We start from the raw sequence: 17,871 nt of genomic DNA on the forward strand, positions 1-17,871 counted from the left end.
TTAATATTTGTCTCCACTTAAACACCTAATTTATCTAAATATTCTTCATAGCCTAATTCCTTCATTTTATCCATAGGAATAAATTTAAGTGCCGCTGAATTAATACAATATCTTAATCCACCTGCCTCTATTGGTCCGTCATTAAATACATGTCCTAGATGAGCATCTCCTACATTGCTTCTTACCTCTGTTCTTACCATACCATGACTTTTATCTACTTTTTCTTTAATGACCTTTCTTGTTATTGGCTTTGAAAAAGCGGGCCATCCGCAGCCAGACTCAAACTTATCAGAGGAAATAAATAAAGGCTCTCCTGTTGTTATATCTACATAAATTCCTTTTTCATAAAAATCATTAAATTCATTATTATAAGGTGGCTCTGTAGCATTTTCCTGGGTTACTCTATATTGTAATTCTGTTAAATTTTCTTTTAATTCTTCTCCTGATTTTTTAACATATTTTTCATCCATTCTATTACCTCCCTAAGACCAATTATAAATATAATTCCTCATTTAATTATATTATAACCATACAATATATAAATTATTTTACCACTTTTGGAAGTGTGCTAGCCCCATGAGGCATAAGATTAATTGTAATCTTATTACCTTTATCCTTATAGGCTATTTCAAGAGCCTCTTCTAAGGTTTTAGTCAAAATAATCTTTGTATTCTTAAGCAAAGCAGGATCAATTTCTGAAACTAAAATCAATTTATACTTTTCTCCAGTTTCACAGAAAAAATATCCAACATATTTTGAAATAGTATAATTTGCTCTAAGATCTTTTTCCCTATCAAGCATATTATCAAAGTTTAATATCATATCATTTATATCTTTAACTTCACCAATACCTTCATTGCACTTAGCAAGAACTATAATAGTCCCACCATCTACAACTGCTTCTTTTGCATTTATTAAAGTTTTTATCGATTGATATAAATTTATATCCTTGGGAGCTCCTCCTGCACTTGCTATAACTATGTCAGCTTTCTTTTTTATGTTTACCCCATCAATGCTATCTACAAGTTTTCTTCCTGCCTCATGAGCTGTTATATAATTTCCTGAAACCGCACCTGCAATATTACCATCTGGCCCCATTACTACATTAAATAAAAAAGAAGGCTTTACCATTGCTGCCCCTTGAAGCATATCATCATGAACAGGATTATCTATAATGTTACCTGAACATACACAAGCTCTTGTTCCACTTCCAAGACCTTCATTTAAAGAAAGAGAATGATTTGCAGATATTGTTTTAAATGATGAAATTCCAGGTAGTATAGATTTTTTACCTCCAGACCAGCCTACTAGAAAATGATAAATAATAGCTCCAGTTAAAACTATATGATCACACTCCATAGCCATTTTATTTACAATAACAGGTGTTCCATAAGTTGTCTCACCTAAATACACCATATTTTCTTCATCAAAGCAGTCATGATCATGTACTTCAAACCTTTTCGAAAGTTTTTCCCCAAGAAGTATTTCATGCTCTTTTCTTGTATGCTTTCTATGAGTTCCTTGAGCTGATATGAATAAAATATCTTCATCCTTAACTCCACCAGCATTTAGTTCGTCTACAATTTTATATAAGAATTTATAAGGTTTCTGCCAGCTCCTTGTAATATCTGAAATTATAATACAAACTTTTTCCCCTTCTTGTACTATATCTTTAAGCCTTTCACTATCAATAGGATTATTCAGTGCATCTGAGATAATTTCGTCTTCTGTTTTTTCTTGCTTAAAAGCATTGCTTTCAATTACTTGCAAAAGATTTTCTTCTTCAATAGAAGTCTTCATTGTCCCTTCCCCATAATTCATATAAACTTCTTTCATTTAATAGCCCTCCCAGTAATTAAACTATCAACATTTTTAAATATATATTGATAATTTGATAATATATATTGCTTATTTTTAATATAGTACAAATTTTATCCATAGTCAACAAATGCATCCAATTAGAGAGCTTAAAAATTAATAAATTGGTAACTGTCACCAAAATTAAAACCCTCGAAAGATCGAGGGCTTTATCTGCTTCATAATATAAATCAAATATTTAACTTTAACACAATTAAATTAAAATAAAATAAAAGGCATTACTATTCTTTAGGAATAAGCGTTTCATCGCCATACATAACTTCCCATTGATGACCATCTATATCTACAAACCTATCATAATACATCCAACCTTCATCTACTGGTTCCATATAACGTGTAGCACCATTTTCTAATGCAATTTTTATAATTTCATCAACTCTTTCTCTACTATCTACCTGTATTGCAATTAATACTTGTGAGGTAGAACCATCAGCTATTGCTCTATTAGTAAAAGTACTGAAAAGGTCATAAGATATTAGCATAGAATAAATATTTCCATCATTTAAAATCAAACACAAAGCTTTTTCATTACTAAATTGTTCATTAAAGGAAAATCCGAGCTTTGACCAAAATTCTCTGGTTTTTTCGATATTTTTAACAGGTAAATTAACAAAGATTGATTTTATATTTTTCTTTTGGCTCATATTTCTATCCCTTCCTTTCTTATACTTAGGAAAATATCAAAAAGACTTCCTTTTTACTTTACCATCCTTAGCTTAATCATTGACCGTTATATGCTTTTTCTAAGGCTGTTATATCGAATTTTTTCATTTTTAGAAAAGCCTCAGTTAAACGCTGCATTTTTTCCTTATCACCAGAATTAAGCATTTCATTCATAATCTTAGGAACAATTTGCCAAGACACTCCGAATTTGTCTTTTACCCATCCGCATTGCTCTGCTTCAGGCACTGCTGAAAGTTTATCCCAAAAATAATCAATCTCCTCTTGATTTTCACATTTTACGATAATGGAAAATGCCTCATTAAAACCGTATTCAGCATCAAAACCATTATCCATAGCAGAAAAAGCAGTTCCATTAAGTTTAAAGGAAGCATAATTTATCTTTGCTTTTGGTGATGATGCCTCTCCATCTCCATATCTACTGATTATTCCTATCTCTGAATTTTTAAATACTTCACTATAATATTTTACTGCTTCTTCAGCTTTTCCACATACTTCCTTAGTAAAAAGAAAGTTTGGAGTAATTTTTGGTGCCTTTTGCCCATCATCTACAAGCATAAGCTGCCAGGATAAGCCATACCTATCTTGAATCCAGCAGTACCACTTACTAAAGGGATATTCTCCTAGAGGCATTAGTTCCTGCCCTCCCTCAGACAAAGCTTTCCATTTTGCATTCACTTCTTCTATAGAATCACAAGCTACTATTAAAGATATTGATGGATTAAATTTAAAATATGGTCCTGCACTAATAGCTTCAAATTGTTGTTCTGCCAGTTCAAAACTAACAATTTCTGCATTTCCTGACGGAGTGTTTTCAATCACAGTCGTTTTTATCAATTTTGATTTGTCAAATAAACTAATATAAAACAAGGCAGCTTCTTTTGCTTCCTTATCAAACCATAAATGGGGAACTATTTTTTGCATATTAATCTCCTCCATATATTAAACTATGACTTATTATATTAACTTTACTTATTATATTTCTATTTCTTCTACATATCTTTTAAAATTATCTAGTATTGACTGCCAGCCTGCTTGCTGCATTTCCAGAGAGTTTTCACTTTCAGCTTCAAAGGTTTGAGTAACCTCTGTTTCATTTTTATGGCAACCAAATACAATCTTAACTTTTCTTCCATCACCAAGTGTATAAGCAATAGTATCATATAAAATTAAAGCATCATAAATACCCCAAAAATCAAATCCCATTGACCCATCTTTAGCTTCCATTCTGGAAAGAAATTTACCACCAACCTTTAAATCGTTTTCAGAAATTGTAGTATGCCAATCCTCTGAAGCATTGTTCCACTTTTTTATGTGTTTAGGTTCCGTCCAACATTTCCATACTTTTTCTACAGGCGAATTGACAATTGTTTTAATAGTTATTGATCGCTTTTCTGACATAATCTTCTCTCCTCCTTCATATTTTTATATATTATATAAGTATTTTACTATATTTTTATATTGTTTCCAATATTTTTATTTTATCCAACATTACTTTTAAACAAAACTATCTATATAAATTGTAAACTGTTAATACTCCTGTAAATCAAACAGCTTATTTTTTGCATAATTTATAAAAGAACGAAGTATATCAATTAACTTATATACTTCGTCCTCAACAAATTGGAAATCTTATCTACTTCCATATTCCAGTTTTATATTTCTTTTCTGTTTTAACAAACTTAAACAAACCAACAGCAAATCCTGACATCCATAGTGCAAAACCAATAAAATCATATAGGTCATTATCGGTTATTCTTAGTATTAGTCCAGCCAAAGTTGCCAATCCAAGAATGATATATGCTTTCCCTATAGATTCTGTATATTCTTTTATATCTTCCTTATTAACTTCTATCCTATTAATATGGCGAATTAAATTTATATTTTGCATTTTCCAAATAATTATACCAAATAAAATTATAAAACTACCTAATACAGCAATGCTATACGAAAAAATTTCTATCCCCATTTTGCAACCTCCTAAAATTTTTTTAATCACTTATTAATTATATATTATTCATATAATGATAAATAAGGGCTTATAAAACATAAACCCTTATTATTACTGACATTATCATAAGTAAATTAATACTTTGTTCAATTTACTGTGAATGCTAATACATATGTTGATTATAATAATTTTGAAAATTCCTCTACATGAGATTCTTCTTCCTCTATTAATGTGCCAAGAAGTTCTTTAACCTCTGGATTTGTTACGCCTTCATACATTTTTTTGTAAACTTCTACTGTAAGCTTTTCAGATTTAACAGCATATTCTACAGCAGTTTTTAAATCCTTAAAAGCATCTTCTTGAGGTGCTTTTTTATCAAATACTTTATTATCTATTAATGACTTTAAATAAGCTGAAACTTCTTCATCAAATAAATACTCATAGTTTTCATCTTTTTTACCTGCAAGCTTATCATAAAGAGCAGAAAACTTTTCTTTATGCAGAAATTCTTGCCCTGCTGCTGCCTGTAAAAATTCTTTTAACTTTCCAGTAGTATACTTTGCTCCATTATTGTAAAATTCTCTTCCTTCCTCCTCCATTAATATAGCAATCTTAAGCATCTCTAACCCATTAAATGTATCTGCCATATAATTCCCATCCCTTCTTATATTTCATATTTTAATATTAATGTAACATTTTCATATAATCTTTATGAACAAGTAAACATTTTCTCTATATATTATTTATAATACCTGTTTATTCAACAATAACCAAATATGAACAAAAGCTTTTTTAGGTTTCCTAAAGGAAATAGATTGTTTAGTATATGATTTTCTTGTTATATCTTATTTTTACTCTATTATATTAATTGGGAATTATATTACTTTTATCCAATACATACTAAAAAAATTAGCTGCTACAAAAGTAGCAGCTAAAAATAGTTTTACTATTTTACAAAAACAGCAATACTTTAAATCACAATATATTATTTTAAAAAATACTTAACTGGAAAAATAAATATTGGGAAAAATTGAATCCAAAATGCTCCTATACTTTTCCCTATCTTTCTCCATTTTACTGAAAGTGCAATACTTATTATACAAATTAATGGAATTATAAACTCTGCAAAATGTAAAATTACTTCCAACCCATCAAATTTATTATCATAAGGTTTGCCATTTGCCATAAACATCAGATTACTTATAACATAGACTGAAAGATAAGCAATTGCCAAAATAACATTCAATATTATAGATACTCTATCAAATATACTATATGAACCAAACTTTCTAATAGGATCCTGACAACTTGCATCAGCAACAAATAATATAGCTATGATTGTAAATAAAATTATACTCATCTTCCTCACCTACCCTTATATTATTTTTTAATAATCAGAATATTTAAAATACTTTTCTCAAGATAATATTAGCACCACTGATGAAATCAAACTATCAATATTTCTTTTAATTTTAGTTAAAAGTACGTTAAAAAAACTCTATTAAACCAACGTTTAATAGAGTTAACATGATTATATTAATTATATATAATAGGTATTGATTTTAAATCTATTTCTCCACTTGATGCATATGCAATTATAGTTCTTGAAAGTCTTCCACCTGTATTAGTTGAATCATATTTAATATTCTTCATATCCAATATATTTCTAATAACTGCAATATTTTTTTCTCCAATTCTAAAAATATCACCCGCTTTTGAGTCTATTCCCCCAAACAATGTAATTTTAAAATGTCTTTCATTACAATTATATTTTATCTTCATTTCTTTAAACAGATTGTAAATGGCTGTATCAGCATATTTTGCCATTCTATCTTCTTCATTTCCCTTTATTGCTTTAGGTAATAAAACATGAGCCATTGCAAGTATCTTTTTTTCAACGTCATAAACCACAATACCAACACATGTTGATAATGCAAATGTCTTAATAACATCATCTTTTTTTGTTGAAATTGCATATTCTCCTATTCCTACTATATGTTCCATAAGTATCAAACACCAACCTTTGTATATTTTAAATATAACTACTACTGCAAATAAACTTGGTCATTAACTTTTTTTAATACAAATCCATTACTTTATATGCTCATTTAACCATGTAGTATATTTTAGCACTTACGTCAAATTTAATGTTCATACTTCTCATTTTAGAATTATATATTATATATCATTTGTTTAATATTTTTTAGTATTTCTAGATAAATAATTTTTTCACAAACTATCTATCTTTATTATACATTATAATGTGCTTTCTTAAAATAGAAATCTTTATTAAATTTATCTTTTCAACTAAAATATAAATATATTATTTTTGAAGATTTGATTTCTTTTTCACAAGATCACTTATATTTATGCTTAACACAGCTAAAAAAGATTGTTAAACTAATCAATTTGGTTCAACAATCCTTTTTAGATAAAATATATAATTCATATTATAGTTACTTATTATCCTATTGTTCTAGGAAGTCCTTTTACAGGTTTATGTCTCTTTCTATTTTTTGCCGGATTTCTTGTGTTAGATTCATTTGCCACTTCAGTTTCATTGTTACTTGTAATAAATTTATAATTAGTCATTTTCCTCACCTCAATTTTAGTTTTTACTTAATACAAAGTTTATATTCAGTAAAGGTGAGATTTATTCTTTTTTATATTCCTTATAAACTAAATGAACTGTATATCCCGTTTCATCTAAATTATAGTTTGTATTCTTAACAGGAGACCCTCCGGCAGCTAAATTTATTCCAATATTATAAAGCGCATCTGCAAGCTCACAAGGTTCTACAACAACTGTTCCTGACATATAACCTTTTTGTATAAATTCCTTGGCCTCTGGCATTCCATCGATTCCTACAACAGGTATCATCTTTTCTTTATTACCATTATTATATCCATACTTCTGCAACGCCTTAACAGCTCCTATTGCCATAGCATCGTTATTTGAAATAATTGCTTCAATGTTTTCCCCATATTTAAGAAAAATTGATTCAATAGAACTTTTAGCACATTCCTCTATCCATTCGCAATTGACTTCAGCAATTTCTTCTGTTTTTATTCCTGAATCATTAAGTGCTGCTACAGAATATTTGGTTCTTAAAGATGTCAATGGGCTTCCTTTTCTTCCTTTTAACATAACGTACTGTAAAGTATTATCTTTACTTTTATCTATAATATCTTGATTTATCTTCCATTGATTAGCAAGAATGTTCCCTTCCATAGTGCCAGACTGCGCAAAATCAGCACCAATAACAACGAATTTTCCATATGGTCTTATAAAGTTAACTATCTCCGAAGAAGGATCTGGATTTAAAATTATAGGAATATTTTTTTCCATTACCCTTCTAAAAGTACTTTCTACATCTCTTAAATTTTGAGAAATTACGCCTATAATAAAAACATCAAAATTTTGAGATAAAGCTTTTTCTATACTTTCATTTTGTATGCTTTGATTATCCTTTCCATCAAAAAAAGTAAATTTAACTTTATCTTTATTTTTTGTTTGAAGGTTTTCTAAGCATCCTTTAAGTTTAGAAATATACATAGCATTTTCATTGTCAAAAAACACAGCAGCCTTTACTGGCCTTTCATTCTTTAAATACTGATTACCATACACATAGTGTCTAGAATCTCCTATTGTTAAAACTAATGTTATAAATAGGATCATAATCACTAATTTTTTATAACGCTTCATTGCACTCCTCCATATTAAGTCTAATAATAATGACTAACTTTAGGATGCGTTTTTATTAAAAAATTATTCTAAAATACAACTCCTCTAACTTAAAAATTAACGGAGTTGTATTAAACTATTTCTTATAATCCTTAAGAACTTTATAATTTAATTAACTAAATATATAGTAGTTTTTTTTCGGCCAAATTTTACAGCCTCTTCATATGTTGGTACCCAAACATCTATTACATAAGTACCATCATTTTTGATCTTTATTGCACCGCCTCTGTCTTCAACATCAAACATACCATCTGATTTATAATTTGTTAACTCTGGTATGTACATTTTACTTCCAAGAGGTATGTTCTTAGGTGCTGCAATAACACCCATTCTTGTTCTTGTTTGCATTGCTGTTTTTGATCCCCACTGATCAGAACATCTTGGATCATCACAGTATGCAGTCAATTCAGCTTTAATCGGGGTACCCTTTGCCTTTGATTTTTCATCTTCTTGAGGCTTTTCTTGAGGCTTTTCTTGAGATTTTATTGAATTATTTTCAGCCTCTTGAGTTTTTCTGAATGCTTCCTCTACCGCTTTAGATGGAATTTCAGTATATTTTTTTACGGATTCTATATATTCTTCACTCTTGGCATTTTCCACTATAGGATTTGCCTCATTTTTGCTAGCAACAAAATTATTTATTGGAACCACTTCTGCCTTAACGCTTGAATAATTTGTTCCAATACTCATTGAACATACTCCTAAGAGCATATATCCTCTTATCATACGTTTCTTAACTTTTAACAACTAACCACTCCTTGTGTGTTTTTTGCGATTTTTTTAATACAATTTTACAAATCGCTTTCGTCACCCATATGGTATTGCCATTATAAACTAGGATTTTTTCAATTTCAATAGTAAATTTTCCCTTTTTTAAAATCAGCCCTCATTATACCACAACTTACAAAACTCCGCAAGCTAGTATTTACCGAAGTTTATCCAATATACTAATTTTTTTTAATTTCTAATAAAATTTTTTTATTTACTTGACAATTTTATTGTTGTAAATGTTTTTAAAGTCGAATTTTTTCTTTTCTAAGCATCTAAAAAATTATATGATGAAAACATTTTCTTTTTTCGACATTTTTCTAAGATAATGCAACAAAAAACCCTGCCAAAAAATTATTTAACAGAGTATTTTTGCTTAATACATTAATTTTACATTTTTCCATTTTATTAATATCTATTTATGATAATCTTTTATTTATAACATAATCTAATAATTCACTACAACCTTCATATATTTCCTTATATGTTATATCAAAATTGCCTGTATACCAAGGATCATCTATATCTCTCGGATTTTTTGTAAAATCTAAAAGTTTAAAAACTTTATTTTTATGATCTTCTTTAATAATTCTCAAAATATTTTTTATATTAAATTGCTCCATTGCTATTATATAATCATATTTTTCATAATCTTTACTTTCAAATTGAATTGATTTTTTTCCTTCACAAGATATATTGTGTTCCTTTAATTTTTTCCTTGCTGGAGGATAAACTGTATTTCCAATTTCTTCGGTTGAAGTTGCTGAAGAAGTAATAAAGAATTTATCCTCAACCCCTTTCTTTTTAACTAAATCTTTAAATATAAATTCTGCCATTGGTGATCTGCAAATATTTCCATGACATACAAACATTATTTTTATCATATTACAATCCTTTCTTATTTAACATTAAATCAACAATTTCACATATACTAGATCAATAAATTAAATAAAATCATTTAGAAATATGCTATATCTGCTTTATATTTTAACATGAAAAATAAAATTCCAAAATTGCTTTTAATATATTTAATCAAAACCACTAAATGCAGGATAGGCAGATTCTCCATGTTCAGCTATATCAAGTCCATCTGCCTCTACTGAACTTTCAACTTTAATATCTATAAATTTTTTCATAACCTTTATAATCAAAAAAGTCATAGCTCCTGAAAATATTATTGTTATAGTAATTCCTAAAATTTGATCTATTAACAGTTTATAATCTCCATAAAAAATACCATTTAATTTTAATGTAGGGTTAATAGAGTTTCTACCAAATACTCCAACTGCAATACCACCAATAATCCCACCAATTCCATTACAACCAAAGGCGTCAAGTGCATCATCATACCCAAGCTTATATTTAATTTTCCCCATAAATAAATAAGAAATAAGTGATGCTACTATACCAATCAATATGGATGACCAAAGTGGAACAAAACCTGCTCCTGGTGTAATTGCAACTAACCCTACAATTGCTCCTGTCACTGCTCCAAGTATTGTAGGCTTTCCTTGTACAATTTTTTCAATGAACATCCATGAAAGCATACCCGCTGCTGCTGAAGTATTAGTCAACATAAATACATGTACCGCAAGAGGTCCTGGGCTTAATGCACTTCCTGCATTAAATCCAAACCAACCAAACCAAATTAATCCAGTCCCCAGTACTGTTAAGGGAATATTAGAGGATCTATATGCAATTTTTCCATAGCTACTTCTTTTTCCAAGCATTATACATGCAACAAGTCCTGATACTCCTGAACTTATATGAACTACATTCCCCCCTGAAAAATCAACCGCTCCCAATCCATTGATTAATCCTCCATTTCCCCACATCATATGCACCATTGGGTAATATACTAGTACTAGCCATAATCCAATAAACAGGAATATTGCTGAAAATTTCATTCTTTCCACCAATGAACCTGTCATAAGTGCTGGAGCACTTACTGCAAACATCATTTGAAAAGCAGCAAAAAGTAATTGAGGTATATGTGGAGCATATGAAGAGGGCTCTGTTCCAACACCAAGCATTGCAACAAAATTCATCCTTCCAATTATTCCATAAAAATCCTCTCCAAAGGATAAAGAATAACCTATTAAAATCCACATTACTGAAGATAATCCACAAATAAAAAAAGAGCAAATTAAAGTATTTAAGGTATTCTTTCGTCTTACCATTCCACAATAAAACAACCCAAGCCCTGGTGTCATTAAAAACACAAGTGCAGAACATATCATTACAAAAGCACTATCTTCTATATTAATTTTCATGCATTCCCCTCCTTTTAGCACCGTAAATTCTTATTAATAATTTTTTTCTATTTACTTTATATTATCTTAATTTTTACTTTACCTCTTATGAAATTCTATAATTTTATATACAAAAAAGGCATCTAAGAAATATACAAATATTTCTTAAACGCCTTTGTTCTTATTTCATAAGTATAGTAACTTATTACAATTTTGTCAATCTAATTTTCAATTGACACTTTACTTTGAAAAATTTTATCCATTTTTCTTTTCCAACATTATATTTTCAAATTAAAACTTTATATTTTTAAAGTTTTTCTATCTATTATTAAGCACCTCTTCCCATAAGTTTTCATCTCTAAAGCCAACTAAAACAAAATCTTCCCCAACAACTATTGGACGTTTAATCAGCATTCCATTTGATGACAAAAGTTCAATTTGCTCATTCTCTGAAAGTTCTCCATCCTTAAGTCTCTTACTTAAATTCATTTCCTTATACAAATTTCCACTTGTATTAAAAAATTTTTTAGTTTCTAATCCACTTAATTTAATCCATTCCTTTAGTTCCTCAAATGTTGGATTGTTTTCAACTATATGTCTATCTTCATATATAATTTCATGCTCATCTAACCATTTTTTTGCACGCTTGCAAGTTGTACACTTTGGATATTCTACAAATAAATAAGCCATAATTTTTACTCCAATCATAAACTATAGACTGCAACTTAAATAGTATGATTATTGCTAACTGCTATAATTCAGTAGTAATTCCTACTATTTTAATCCTTTTATCCTCATTATCTAAAACTTTATAATGAATCTCAACTTGGAATTTATCTGGATAGCTTGCATCTAGATATTCATATTCTTCTTTATCTTCCTTATTTTCAATTACTCCCATGCTTAAAGCCATAGGGTCTATTGAAAAATGTAATTCATATAAGCAACTTTCAATTTGAAGTAATTCTTTTCTAGAAAAATTCACAACATTTTTTAATTCTTTAAATTCAAAAATAAATTTGTTAAAGAACTTACTCCATCTTTCAAAAATTTCACTTCTTATAATATCTTCTTTTTTATGCACTTCAGCTCTCTTTTGATTATAAGCTGTTATAAGTGTATCTGTTTCAACTTTAAGTTGCTGAAAATCAACTACAATTTCTTTTATTGATTTTTCCTTATTTTCAATCAATTTAATGTTATCTTCTGTTATCTGTTTTTTAAATGCAATTTCAAATTTAGTATCAGAAATTTTATTGTTAATCTCAACTATTTCAAATTTAACAACTTTAAAATCTTCCATCAAAACTTCTAACTCTTCTAATGCTACATTTTCCATTTGTCTTTTAATTTCATCCAATTTATCTTCTCTAGATTTCTTCATAGCTTCTAACTTAGAACCTATTTTCTCCAAATCTACTATATCTTCTTCTGCTTCGTTTTTATCTTTAAATGCCTTATTTAGTATACGATTTTCTTTATCTAAATTATTTTCAATTACAGCTATTCTATCTTGACAGGTTTCCATTTCATTTTTTAATTTTGACAATTCCTCTTGAGATTTCTTTAGATCTTCCTCTTTTTCTATTATTTCACTTTCATTTTCTTTATCTATATAACTTGGAAGAATTTTTTCCTTTGGAGTGAACGCTCCTCCTAATGCCTTTACTGACATCCACACAAGTCTAGAGAAATGTTGCCTATCAATTTTTTTCCAAACATTTAATAATGTCAGCTTTTCAACATCTACTGATTGTAAAAGTTCTTTCTTTTGATTTTCTTCCATGTTCTTAATTATTTCTTCTATATCCTCAGTAGTTTCTTGCAAATCAATAAAAGGTTGCTCATTAATATATTCCATAGCTTTACCTTTGAGCTTTTCATCATATTTTGAATAAATTGCATCCGCTTTCTGAGCTGGAGTTGAATTTTTATAAAGCTTATACAGCTTAGCTGCTTCTTCAATTATTTCTATTGATAATGCATCTTCTGACTTACTTTCTCCATCATCCTTACACTTTTCCCTAAGAACTTCAAATAGTCTTTCCTCTAATTGTTCTCTTGTAAACTCTAGTAATTCTTCCTTCTTTTCATCAATCAATGTCCAGATTTCTTTTACTTCTGGCTCTTCAATCATATTATTTTTTCCAAACTTACTTCCTATAAAATTAATTATATTTATAGTCTTCTTCTTAGCTTTTTGTATAACTGGCTTTGAAATATTACTTATATTCATAGTTTCAAGCAAAGCTACTTGTTCGATCATATTATTATCTGAAATTTGTCTAAGTCCATCAAAAATATTAGGCATAATTATCTCCTTTTATTAAGTGAAATACGCATAAATTATACCATATTATTACTCCATTTTAAAGTTCTTTGAAATTTACGACAATAAATATTCTATAATTTCTACAAATATAGGCAGAGATGATTATATAAAAAGCCTTATAGCTTAACTCTCCTTTTAGCTAAAGTTATTTTACTTTCCTTTGGAATACTAAGCCTTATGTTTCTATTCTTTATATAAAATTTACTTCATCCATTTAAAAAGTTAGCGAGTTTTGCCATCAAATAGCCTCTGGTAATTTAAATGCACCTATATTTACTGATAAAAATAATATATTGGGAGCCCTTACGGAAAGTTTTGATATTATGAGAGAAGAACTTAATAAAGCTAAGAAGAAAGAGTATCTTGCTAATAAGAGTAAAACAGAGCTAAGATTTTCCTCTCAGCTCTGTTAATAAAGATTATTAAAGCTTTTTTATGAATTCACAATTTCTCCACCATTTACATGAATTACTTGTCCTGTGATATACGATGCACATTCTGAAGCCAAAAATACATACGCTCCTGCACATTCAACTGGCTGACCTGCTCTTCCAAGTGGCGTATCTGATCCAAATTCTGATACTTTTTGCTCATCAAAACTCGATGGAATAAGAGGTGTCCAAATTGGTCCTGGTGCAACTGCATTTACTCTTATGTTAGTTTTACCTTTTGAAAGAGCCATTGATAGAGATCTTGTAAAGGTGACTATAGCACCTTTAGTCATAGAATAATCAATTAAGGTTTCATTTCCTTTATAAGCAGTAATTGATGCAGTATTTATTATACATCCACCTGATTTTAAATGATTCATTGCTGCTCTCGTCATATAAAAGGTTCCATAGACATTAACCTTAAAAGTCTTATCAAATTGCTCATTTGTTAATTGTTTTATATCCATACATTCATATTGAACAGCAGAATTATTGACCAATATATCTATTTTCCCATATTCGTTAATAGTCTGTTCTAAAACATTATTGCAGAAATTAAAATCACTAATGTCCCCAGCTATAAGAGTACACTTTCTGCCTATTGCATCTATAAGCTTTTTAGTTTCCTCTGCATCTTTATGCTCATTGTAATAAACAATCACTATATCTGCGCCTTGGTTTGCATAAGCAATAGCAACTGCTTTTCCTATACCACTATCGCCCCCTGTGATTATTGCCACTTTATTATTTAAAGCATCACCTTTTTTATTATAATTAGGATTGTCATATATTGGAATAGGATTCATTTCATGCTCAAACCCTGGATGCTGATTTTGTTTTTGCTTTGGAAATGATTTTGGAAAATTCATTTTAATTCCTCCTAGCTTTGTATATTTTTTCTATATACTAGTTTTTCCTATATAAAAAAAATTATTTGCTAGAATTAAACTTGGATTCGGCAACTTAAACTGCAAAGCATTGATATTGCTAGCTTTTATGCTTTTAAAAATTAAATAGGAATTTTTTCCCATTCTATAAAAAGCCTATATGATATAAAATAAATATCGTTATGATCCTATGGACTTATAATGAGTTATTCCAACCCTCCATAAAACATATGCTGGTACTGTAAACAATATCGCTCCTATAGGCGATAGCATATAGAGAATTTTATTTTCTGCAACTTTGTCAATAAGATAAAGATACGGATAATAGTTTACAAAAGCAAGAGGCACTATAAAAGTAAAAAACTTCAATATCCATTCGCTATAAATATTTAATGGATATTGGGCTATTTCTCTTCCTCCATCTGTGAAGATATTCATGAATTCCAAGCCCTCAGTTGTATAAAAGCATATGGCTGCATATATCATAAATAGAGAAAAGAATAAAAATATTCCCCCTACTATCATAAATATTAAGGTAAATATTTTGGCAAATGTCCAGCCTATATTGCAGGTCATCATTGCATATATAAATATAATCAGTGCTTGGATTAATCTCCCGATCCTAGAAAATTCAATTTTACTTCCTAAAACTTGAATTATTTCATTTCTCGGTCTAAGCATGATTCTATCAAATTCACCATTTGATATTATAGTTGAAAATCTGTCAAATCCTCTTCCAAAACATTCTGCTAGAGCAAATGACATAGATATTGTACTAAAACATAATAGTACTTGATTAAATGTATATCCTTCTACATTTCCAAATCTATCAAATAAGAAGTACATAGAAAGAAAAGAAAATGCTGTGGTCATTCCTTGTCCAATAGCAGTTAAAAAAATGAGGTTTTATACTCCATTGCTGCTCTTAAATGAATTGAAAAATATTTAAAATATAGTCCCATATTTATTATGTTAACCTCCTTGAACGATTACTTTCTTCATTGCTTTACTGATGATTAATTTGCCTAATAAAACCAATACGATTGCCCAGAACAACTGAAGCATTATAGCTTTTATTGCTTCATTTCCAGGAATTCCACCTGTATATATTCTAAAAGGTGTATTTTGCATAGCTGCAAAAGGTGAGAGGTAAATGTATTTTGTTAAATATTCTGGAAGTAAAGGTAAGGGAACAAGACCTCCTGCAAGAAAATCTGCAAGCATCACCATGGTCATTCTTACTCCTACTGAAGAAACTGTAAAAAAGGTAAAAATATAAATTAGCATGCTATATCCTACAACAACTATTGTTCCAACTATTACAGATATTAAAAATAAAATAAATGAATAAACTGAAGCTGGTAAATTAAATTTATAAGTTTCTGGCAAAAAAGAGGCTAGTATAAGTATTGGTAAGCATCTTAACACAGCTTTAGAAACTCTAGTTGCACAGCTTTTTGCAAACCACATATTATAAACATCTAAAGGCCTGCATATTTCATAAGCAACATTTCCACTTGAAATTGCTTCAAATATATCATTATCTAAAAACCAAGTCATAAATAATGCCAAAAAACTCTGTTGCAGCCATATATAGCTTGAAAGTTCTGAAATACTCATATTACTTCCTGATGGATTACTTCTGTAAAAACTGTGATAAAGCATTATATACATGAATCCCCAAGCAAATTGAGTAGCTATTCCTGCATAGGCAGCTGCTCTATATTGAAGACCATTTATAAATCTAATCTTAAAAAAACTCCAATACGCTCTCATATCTTATACTCCTTGTATAGGCCTACAACAACATCTTCTACTGTAGTAGAGCTAACCTGCACATCACTAATGTTTACTTTTGAAGATAAGTATCCAATGGCTTCTGAAACAGAAATCATATCAGTGTCAACTTCTATTACAGCTCTTCCCTCATACTTTTCAGAAAGCTTTAAACCGCTGCATAATTGATTTAAATCTCCATAATAATTAAGGGTTATAGCTCTGTCTTTACTAAACCGTTCTTTTAAATCTTCTAACTGTCCATCTAGAAGAACTCTTCCTTTTCCAATTAAAATTATTCTTTTTGTTAATGCTTCTATATCTTGGGTATCATGTGTGGTAAGAATTACTGTGGTTTTTTTCTCTTTATTAATATCTTTTATAAATTCTCTAACTGAAATTTTAGATATGGAATCCAATCCTATTGTTGGCTCATCTAGAAATAATATTTTAGGATTATGGATTAATGATGCCGCTATTTCACATCTCATTCTTTGTCCTAAACTTAATTGACGCGTTGGTGTTTTTATTATGTCTCCTATATTAAGCAACTCAGTAAGCTCCTTAATATTCTTTTTATATTGATTATCAGATACCTTATAAATATCCTTTATAAGGCTGAAAGAATCTACTACAGGCACGTCCCACCAAAGTTGAGATCTTTGACCAAAGACTACTCCTATATCTCTAACATGGTTAACTCTATCCTTCCAAGGAGTTCTCCCATTAATAATACATTGTCCTTTATCGGGATTTAAAATACCACTCATAATCTTTATTGTAGTACTTTTGCCTGCTCCATTGGGACCAATATATCCAACCATTTCTCCTTCATCAATAGAAAAGGATACATTATCAAGAGCCTGTACTATTTCATATTTCCTGTTAAATAAAGCTTTTGCAGCTTCCCTAAGCCCCTGATTTCTTTTGTAAACCTTAAATGTTTTCGATAGATTTTTAACTTCTATCATTATAATAACACCTCCTTTTATTATTTGGTGAAATGCTTATAAATTATACCACTTTATTACTATTTTATAAAGTTATTTCATATTTGTAACAATATTTTTTCTATATAAGATTTTCGATTAAATATACTTTGTGTTTGATACATTAACAATCGAGTAGGAGCTAAATAATTATTTTATTTAGCGTCCTCTCACACCACCG

The 17,871-nt window shown here is 29.1% G+C and carries 20 protein-coding genes; all 20 read right to left on the reverse strand.

Annotation, left to right across the window (positions count from 1 at the left end):
* Nucleotides 1-17: 17 nt before the first annotated feature.
* The 20 genes from msrB to GXK56_RS20865 all read right to left on the reverse strand — a co-directional run bounded on the left by msrB (nt 18) and on the right by GXK56_RS20865 (nt 17,672).
* Nucleotides 18-470 carry a peptide-methionine (R)-S-oxide reductase MsrB gene (gene msrB / locus GXK56_RS20775; RefSeq protein WP_160691000.1) on the reverse strand — a complete coding sequence of 151 codons (453 nt, stop codon included), beginning with the start codon at nt 468-470 and terminating at the stop codon, nt 18-20.
* 73 nt (nt 471-543) lie between these two features.
* Nucleotides 544-1,836: a nickel-dependent lactate racemase gene (larA, locus tag GXK56_RS20780; RefSeq protein WP_160691002.1), complete on the reverse strand. Its 1,293-nt coding sequence runs from the start codon at nt 1,834-1,836 to the stop codon at nt 544-546.
* Between the two features lie 263 nt (nt 1,837-2,099).
* Complete coding sequence (locus GXK56_RS20785; protein ID WP_160691004.1) at nt 2,100-2,522, reverse strand: VOC family protein; 423 nt, start codon at nt 2,520-2,522, stop codon at nt 2,100-2,102.
* A 76-nt stretch (nt 2,523-2,598) separates the two neighbouring features.
* A complete protein-coding gene (locus tag GXK56_RS20790; protein WP_160691006.1) occupies nt 2,599-3,483 on the reverse strand; it encodes a VOC family protein in 885 nt (294 codons plus the stop codon).
* Nucleotides 3,484-3,534: 51 nt separating this feature from the next.
* Nucleotides 3,535-3,960 (reverse strand): SRPBCC family protein, encoded by a 426-nt coding sequence (locus GXK56_RS20795; RefSeq protein ID WP_160691008.1) that lies wholly within the window; start codon nt 3,958-3,960, stop codon nt 3,535-3,537.
* A 235-nt stretch (nt 3,961-4,195) separates the two neighbouring features.
* Complete coding sequence (locus GXK56_RS20800; protein WP_160691010.1) at nt 4,196-4,528, reverse strand: hypothetical protein; 333 nt, start codon at nt 4,526-4,528, stop codon at nt 4,196-4,198.
* A 161-nt stretch (nt 4,529-4,689) separates the two neighbouring features.
* Nucleotides 4,690-5,157 carry a ferritin family protein gene (locus tag GXK56_RS20805; RefSeq protein WP_160691012.1) on the reverse strand — a complete coding sequence of 156 codons (468 nt, stop codon included), beginning with the start codon at nt 5,155-5,157 and terminating at the stop codon, nt 4,690-4,692.
* 338 nt (nt 5,158-5,495) lie between these two features.
* Nucleotides 5,496-5,870, reverse strand: a complete 375-nt coding sequence (locus GXK56_RS20810) for a hypothetical protein (protein ID WP_160691014.1) — start codon at nt 5,868-5,870, stop codon at nt 5,496-5,498.
* Between the two features lie 176 nt (nt 5,871-6,046).
* Entirely contained in the window at nt 6,047-6,514 is a 468-nt protein-coding gene (locus GXK56_RS20815; RefSeq protein ID WP_160691016.1) for a chemotaxis protein CheD, read from the reverse strand.
* A gap of 459 nt (nt 6,515-6,973) precedes the next feature.
* The gene (locus GXK56_RS28615; protein WP_279283219.1) at nt 6,974-7,102 is read right to left on the reverse strand and encodes a hypothetical protein; all 129 of its coding nucleotides are present in this window, start codon (nt 7,100-7,102) and stop codon (nt 6,974-6,976) included.
* A 61-nt stretch (nt 7,103-7,163) separates the two neighbouring features.
* Complete coding sequence (locus GXK56_RS20820) at nt 7,164-8,216, reverse strand: galactose ABC transporter substrate-binding protein (protein WP_160691018.1); 1,053 nt, start codon at nt 8,214-8,216, stop codon at nt 7,164-7,166.
* 147 nt (nt 8,217-8,363) lie between these two features.
* Nucleotides 8,364-9,002 carry a 3D domain-containing protein gene (locus GXK56_RS20825; protein WP_243156203.1) on the reverse strand — a complete coding sequence of 213 codons (639 nt, stop codon included), beginning with the start codon at nt 9,000-9,002 and terminating at the stop codon, nt 8,364-8,366.
* 440 nt (nt 9,003-9,442) lie between these two features.
* Nucleotides 9,443-9,907 (reverse strand): low molecular weight protein-tyrosine-phosphatase, encoded by a 465-nt coding sequence (locus GXK56_RS20830; protein WP_160691020.1) that lies wholly within the window; start codon nt 9,905-9,907, stop codon nt 9,443-9,445.
* A gap of 144 nt (nt 9,908-10,051) precedes the next feature.
* Nucleotides 10,052-11,296, reverse strand: a complete 1,245-nt coding sequence (locus GXK56_RS20835) for an ammonium transporter (protein ID WP_160691021.1) — start codon at nt 11,294-11,296, stop codon at nt 10,052-10,054.
* A gap of 297 nt (nt 11,297-11,593) precedes the next feature.
* Entirely contained in the window at nt 11,594-11,965 is a 372-nt protein-coding gene (locus GXK56_RS20840; protein WP_160691023.1) for an arsenate reductase family protein, read from the reverse strand.
* A 61-nt stretch (nt 11,966-12,026) separates the two neighbouring features.
* A complete protein-coding gene (locus GXK56_RS20845) occupies nt 12,027-13,586 on the reverse strand; it encodes a hypothetical protein (protein ID WP_160691024.1) in 1,560 nt (519 codons plus the stop codon).
* Between the two features lie 454 nt (nt 13,587-14,040).
* On the reverse strand, nt 14,041-14,907 hold the full coding sequence (locus GXK56_RS20850) for an SDR family oxidoreductase (protein ID WP_160691026.1): 867 nt from the start codon (nt 14,905-14,907) through the stop codon (nt 14,041-14,043).
* Nucleotides 14,908-15,105: 198 nt separating this feature from the next.
* Nucleotides 15,106-15,771 (reverse strand): ABC-2 family transporter protein, encoded by a 666-nt coding sequence (locus GXK56_RS20855; RefSeq protein WP_347707969.1) that lies wholly within the window; start codon nt 15,769-15,771, stop codon nt 15,106-15,108.
* Between the two features lie 126 nt (nt 15,772-15,897).
* The gene (locus tag GXK56_RS20860; RefSeq protein ID WP_160691028.1) at nt 15,898-16,701 is read right to left on the reverse strand and encodes an ABC-2 family transporter protein; all 804 of its coding nucleotides are present in this window, start codon (nt 16,699-16,701) and stop codon (nt 15,898-15,900) included.
* The gene (locus tag GXK56_RS20865; protein WP_160691029.1) at nt 16,698-17,672 is read right to left on the reverse strand and encodes an ATP-binding cassette domain-containing protein; all 975 of its coding nucleotides are present in this window, start codon (nt 17,670-17,672) and stop codon (nt 16,698-16,700) included. Before GXK56_RS20865 ends, GXK56_RS20860 begins: the two co-directional genes overlap by 4 nt.
* Between the last annotated feature and the right edge of the window lie 199 nt (nt 17,673-17,871).

This window comes from Clostridium sp. C2-6-12 (assembly GCF_009928485.1).
GTDB lineage: Bacteria > Bacillota > Clostridia > Clostridiales > Clostridiaceae > Clostridium.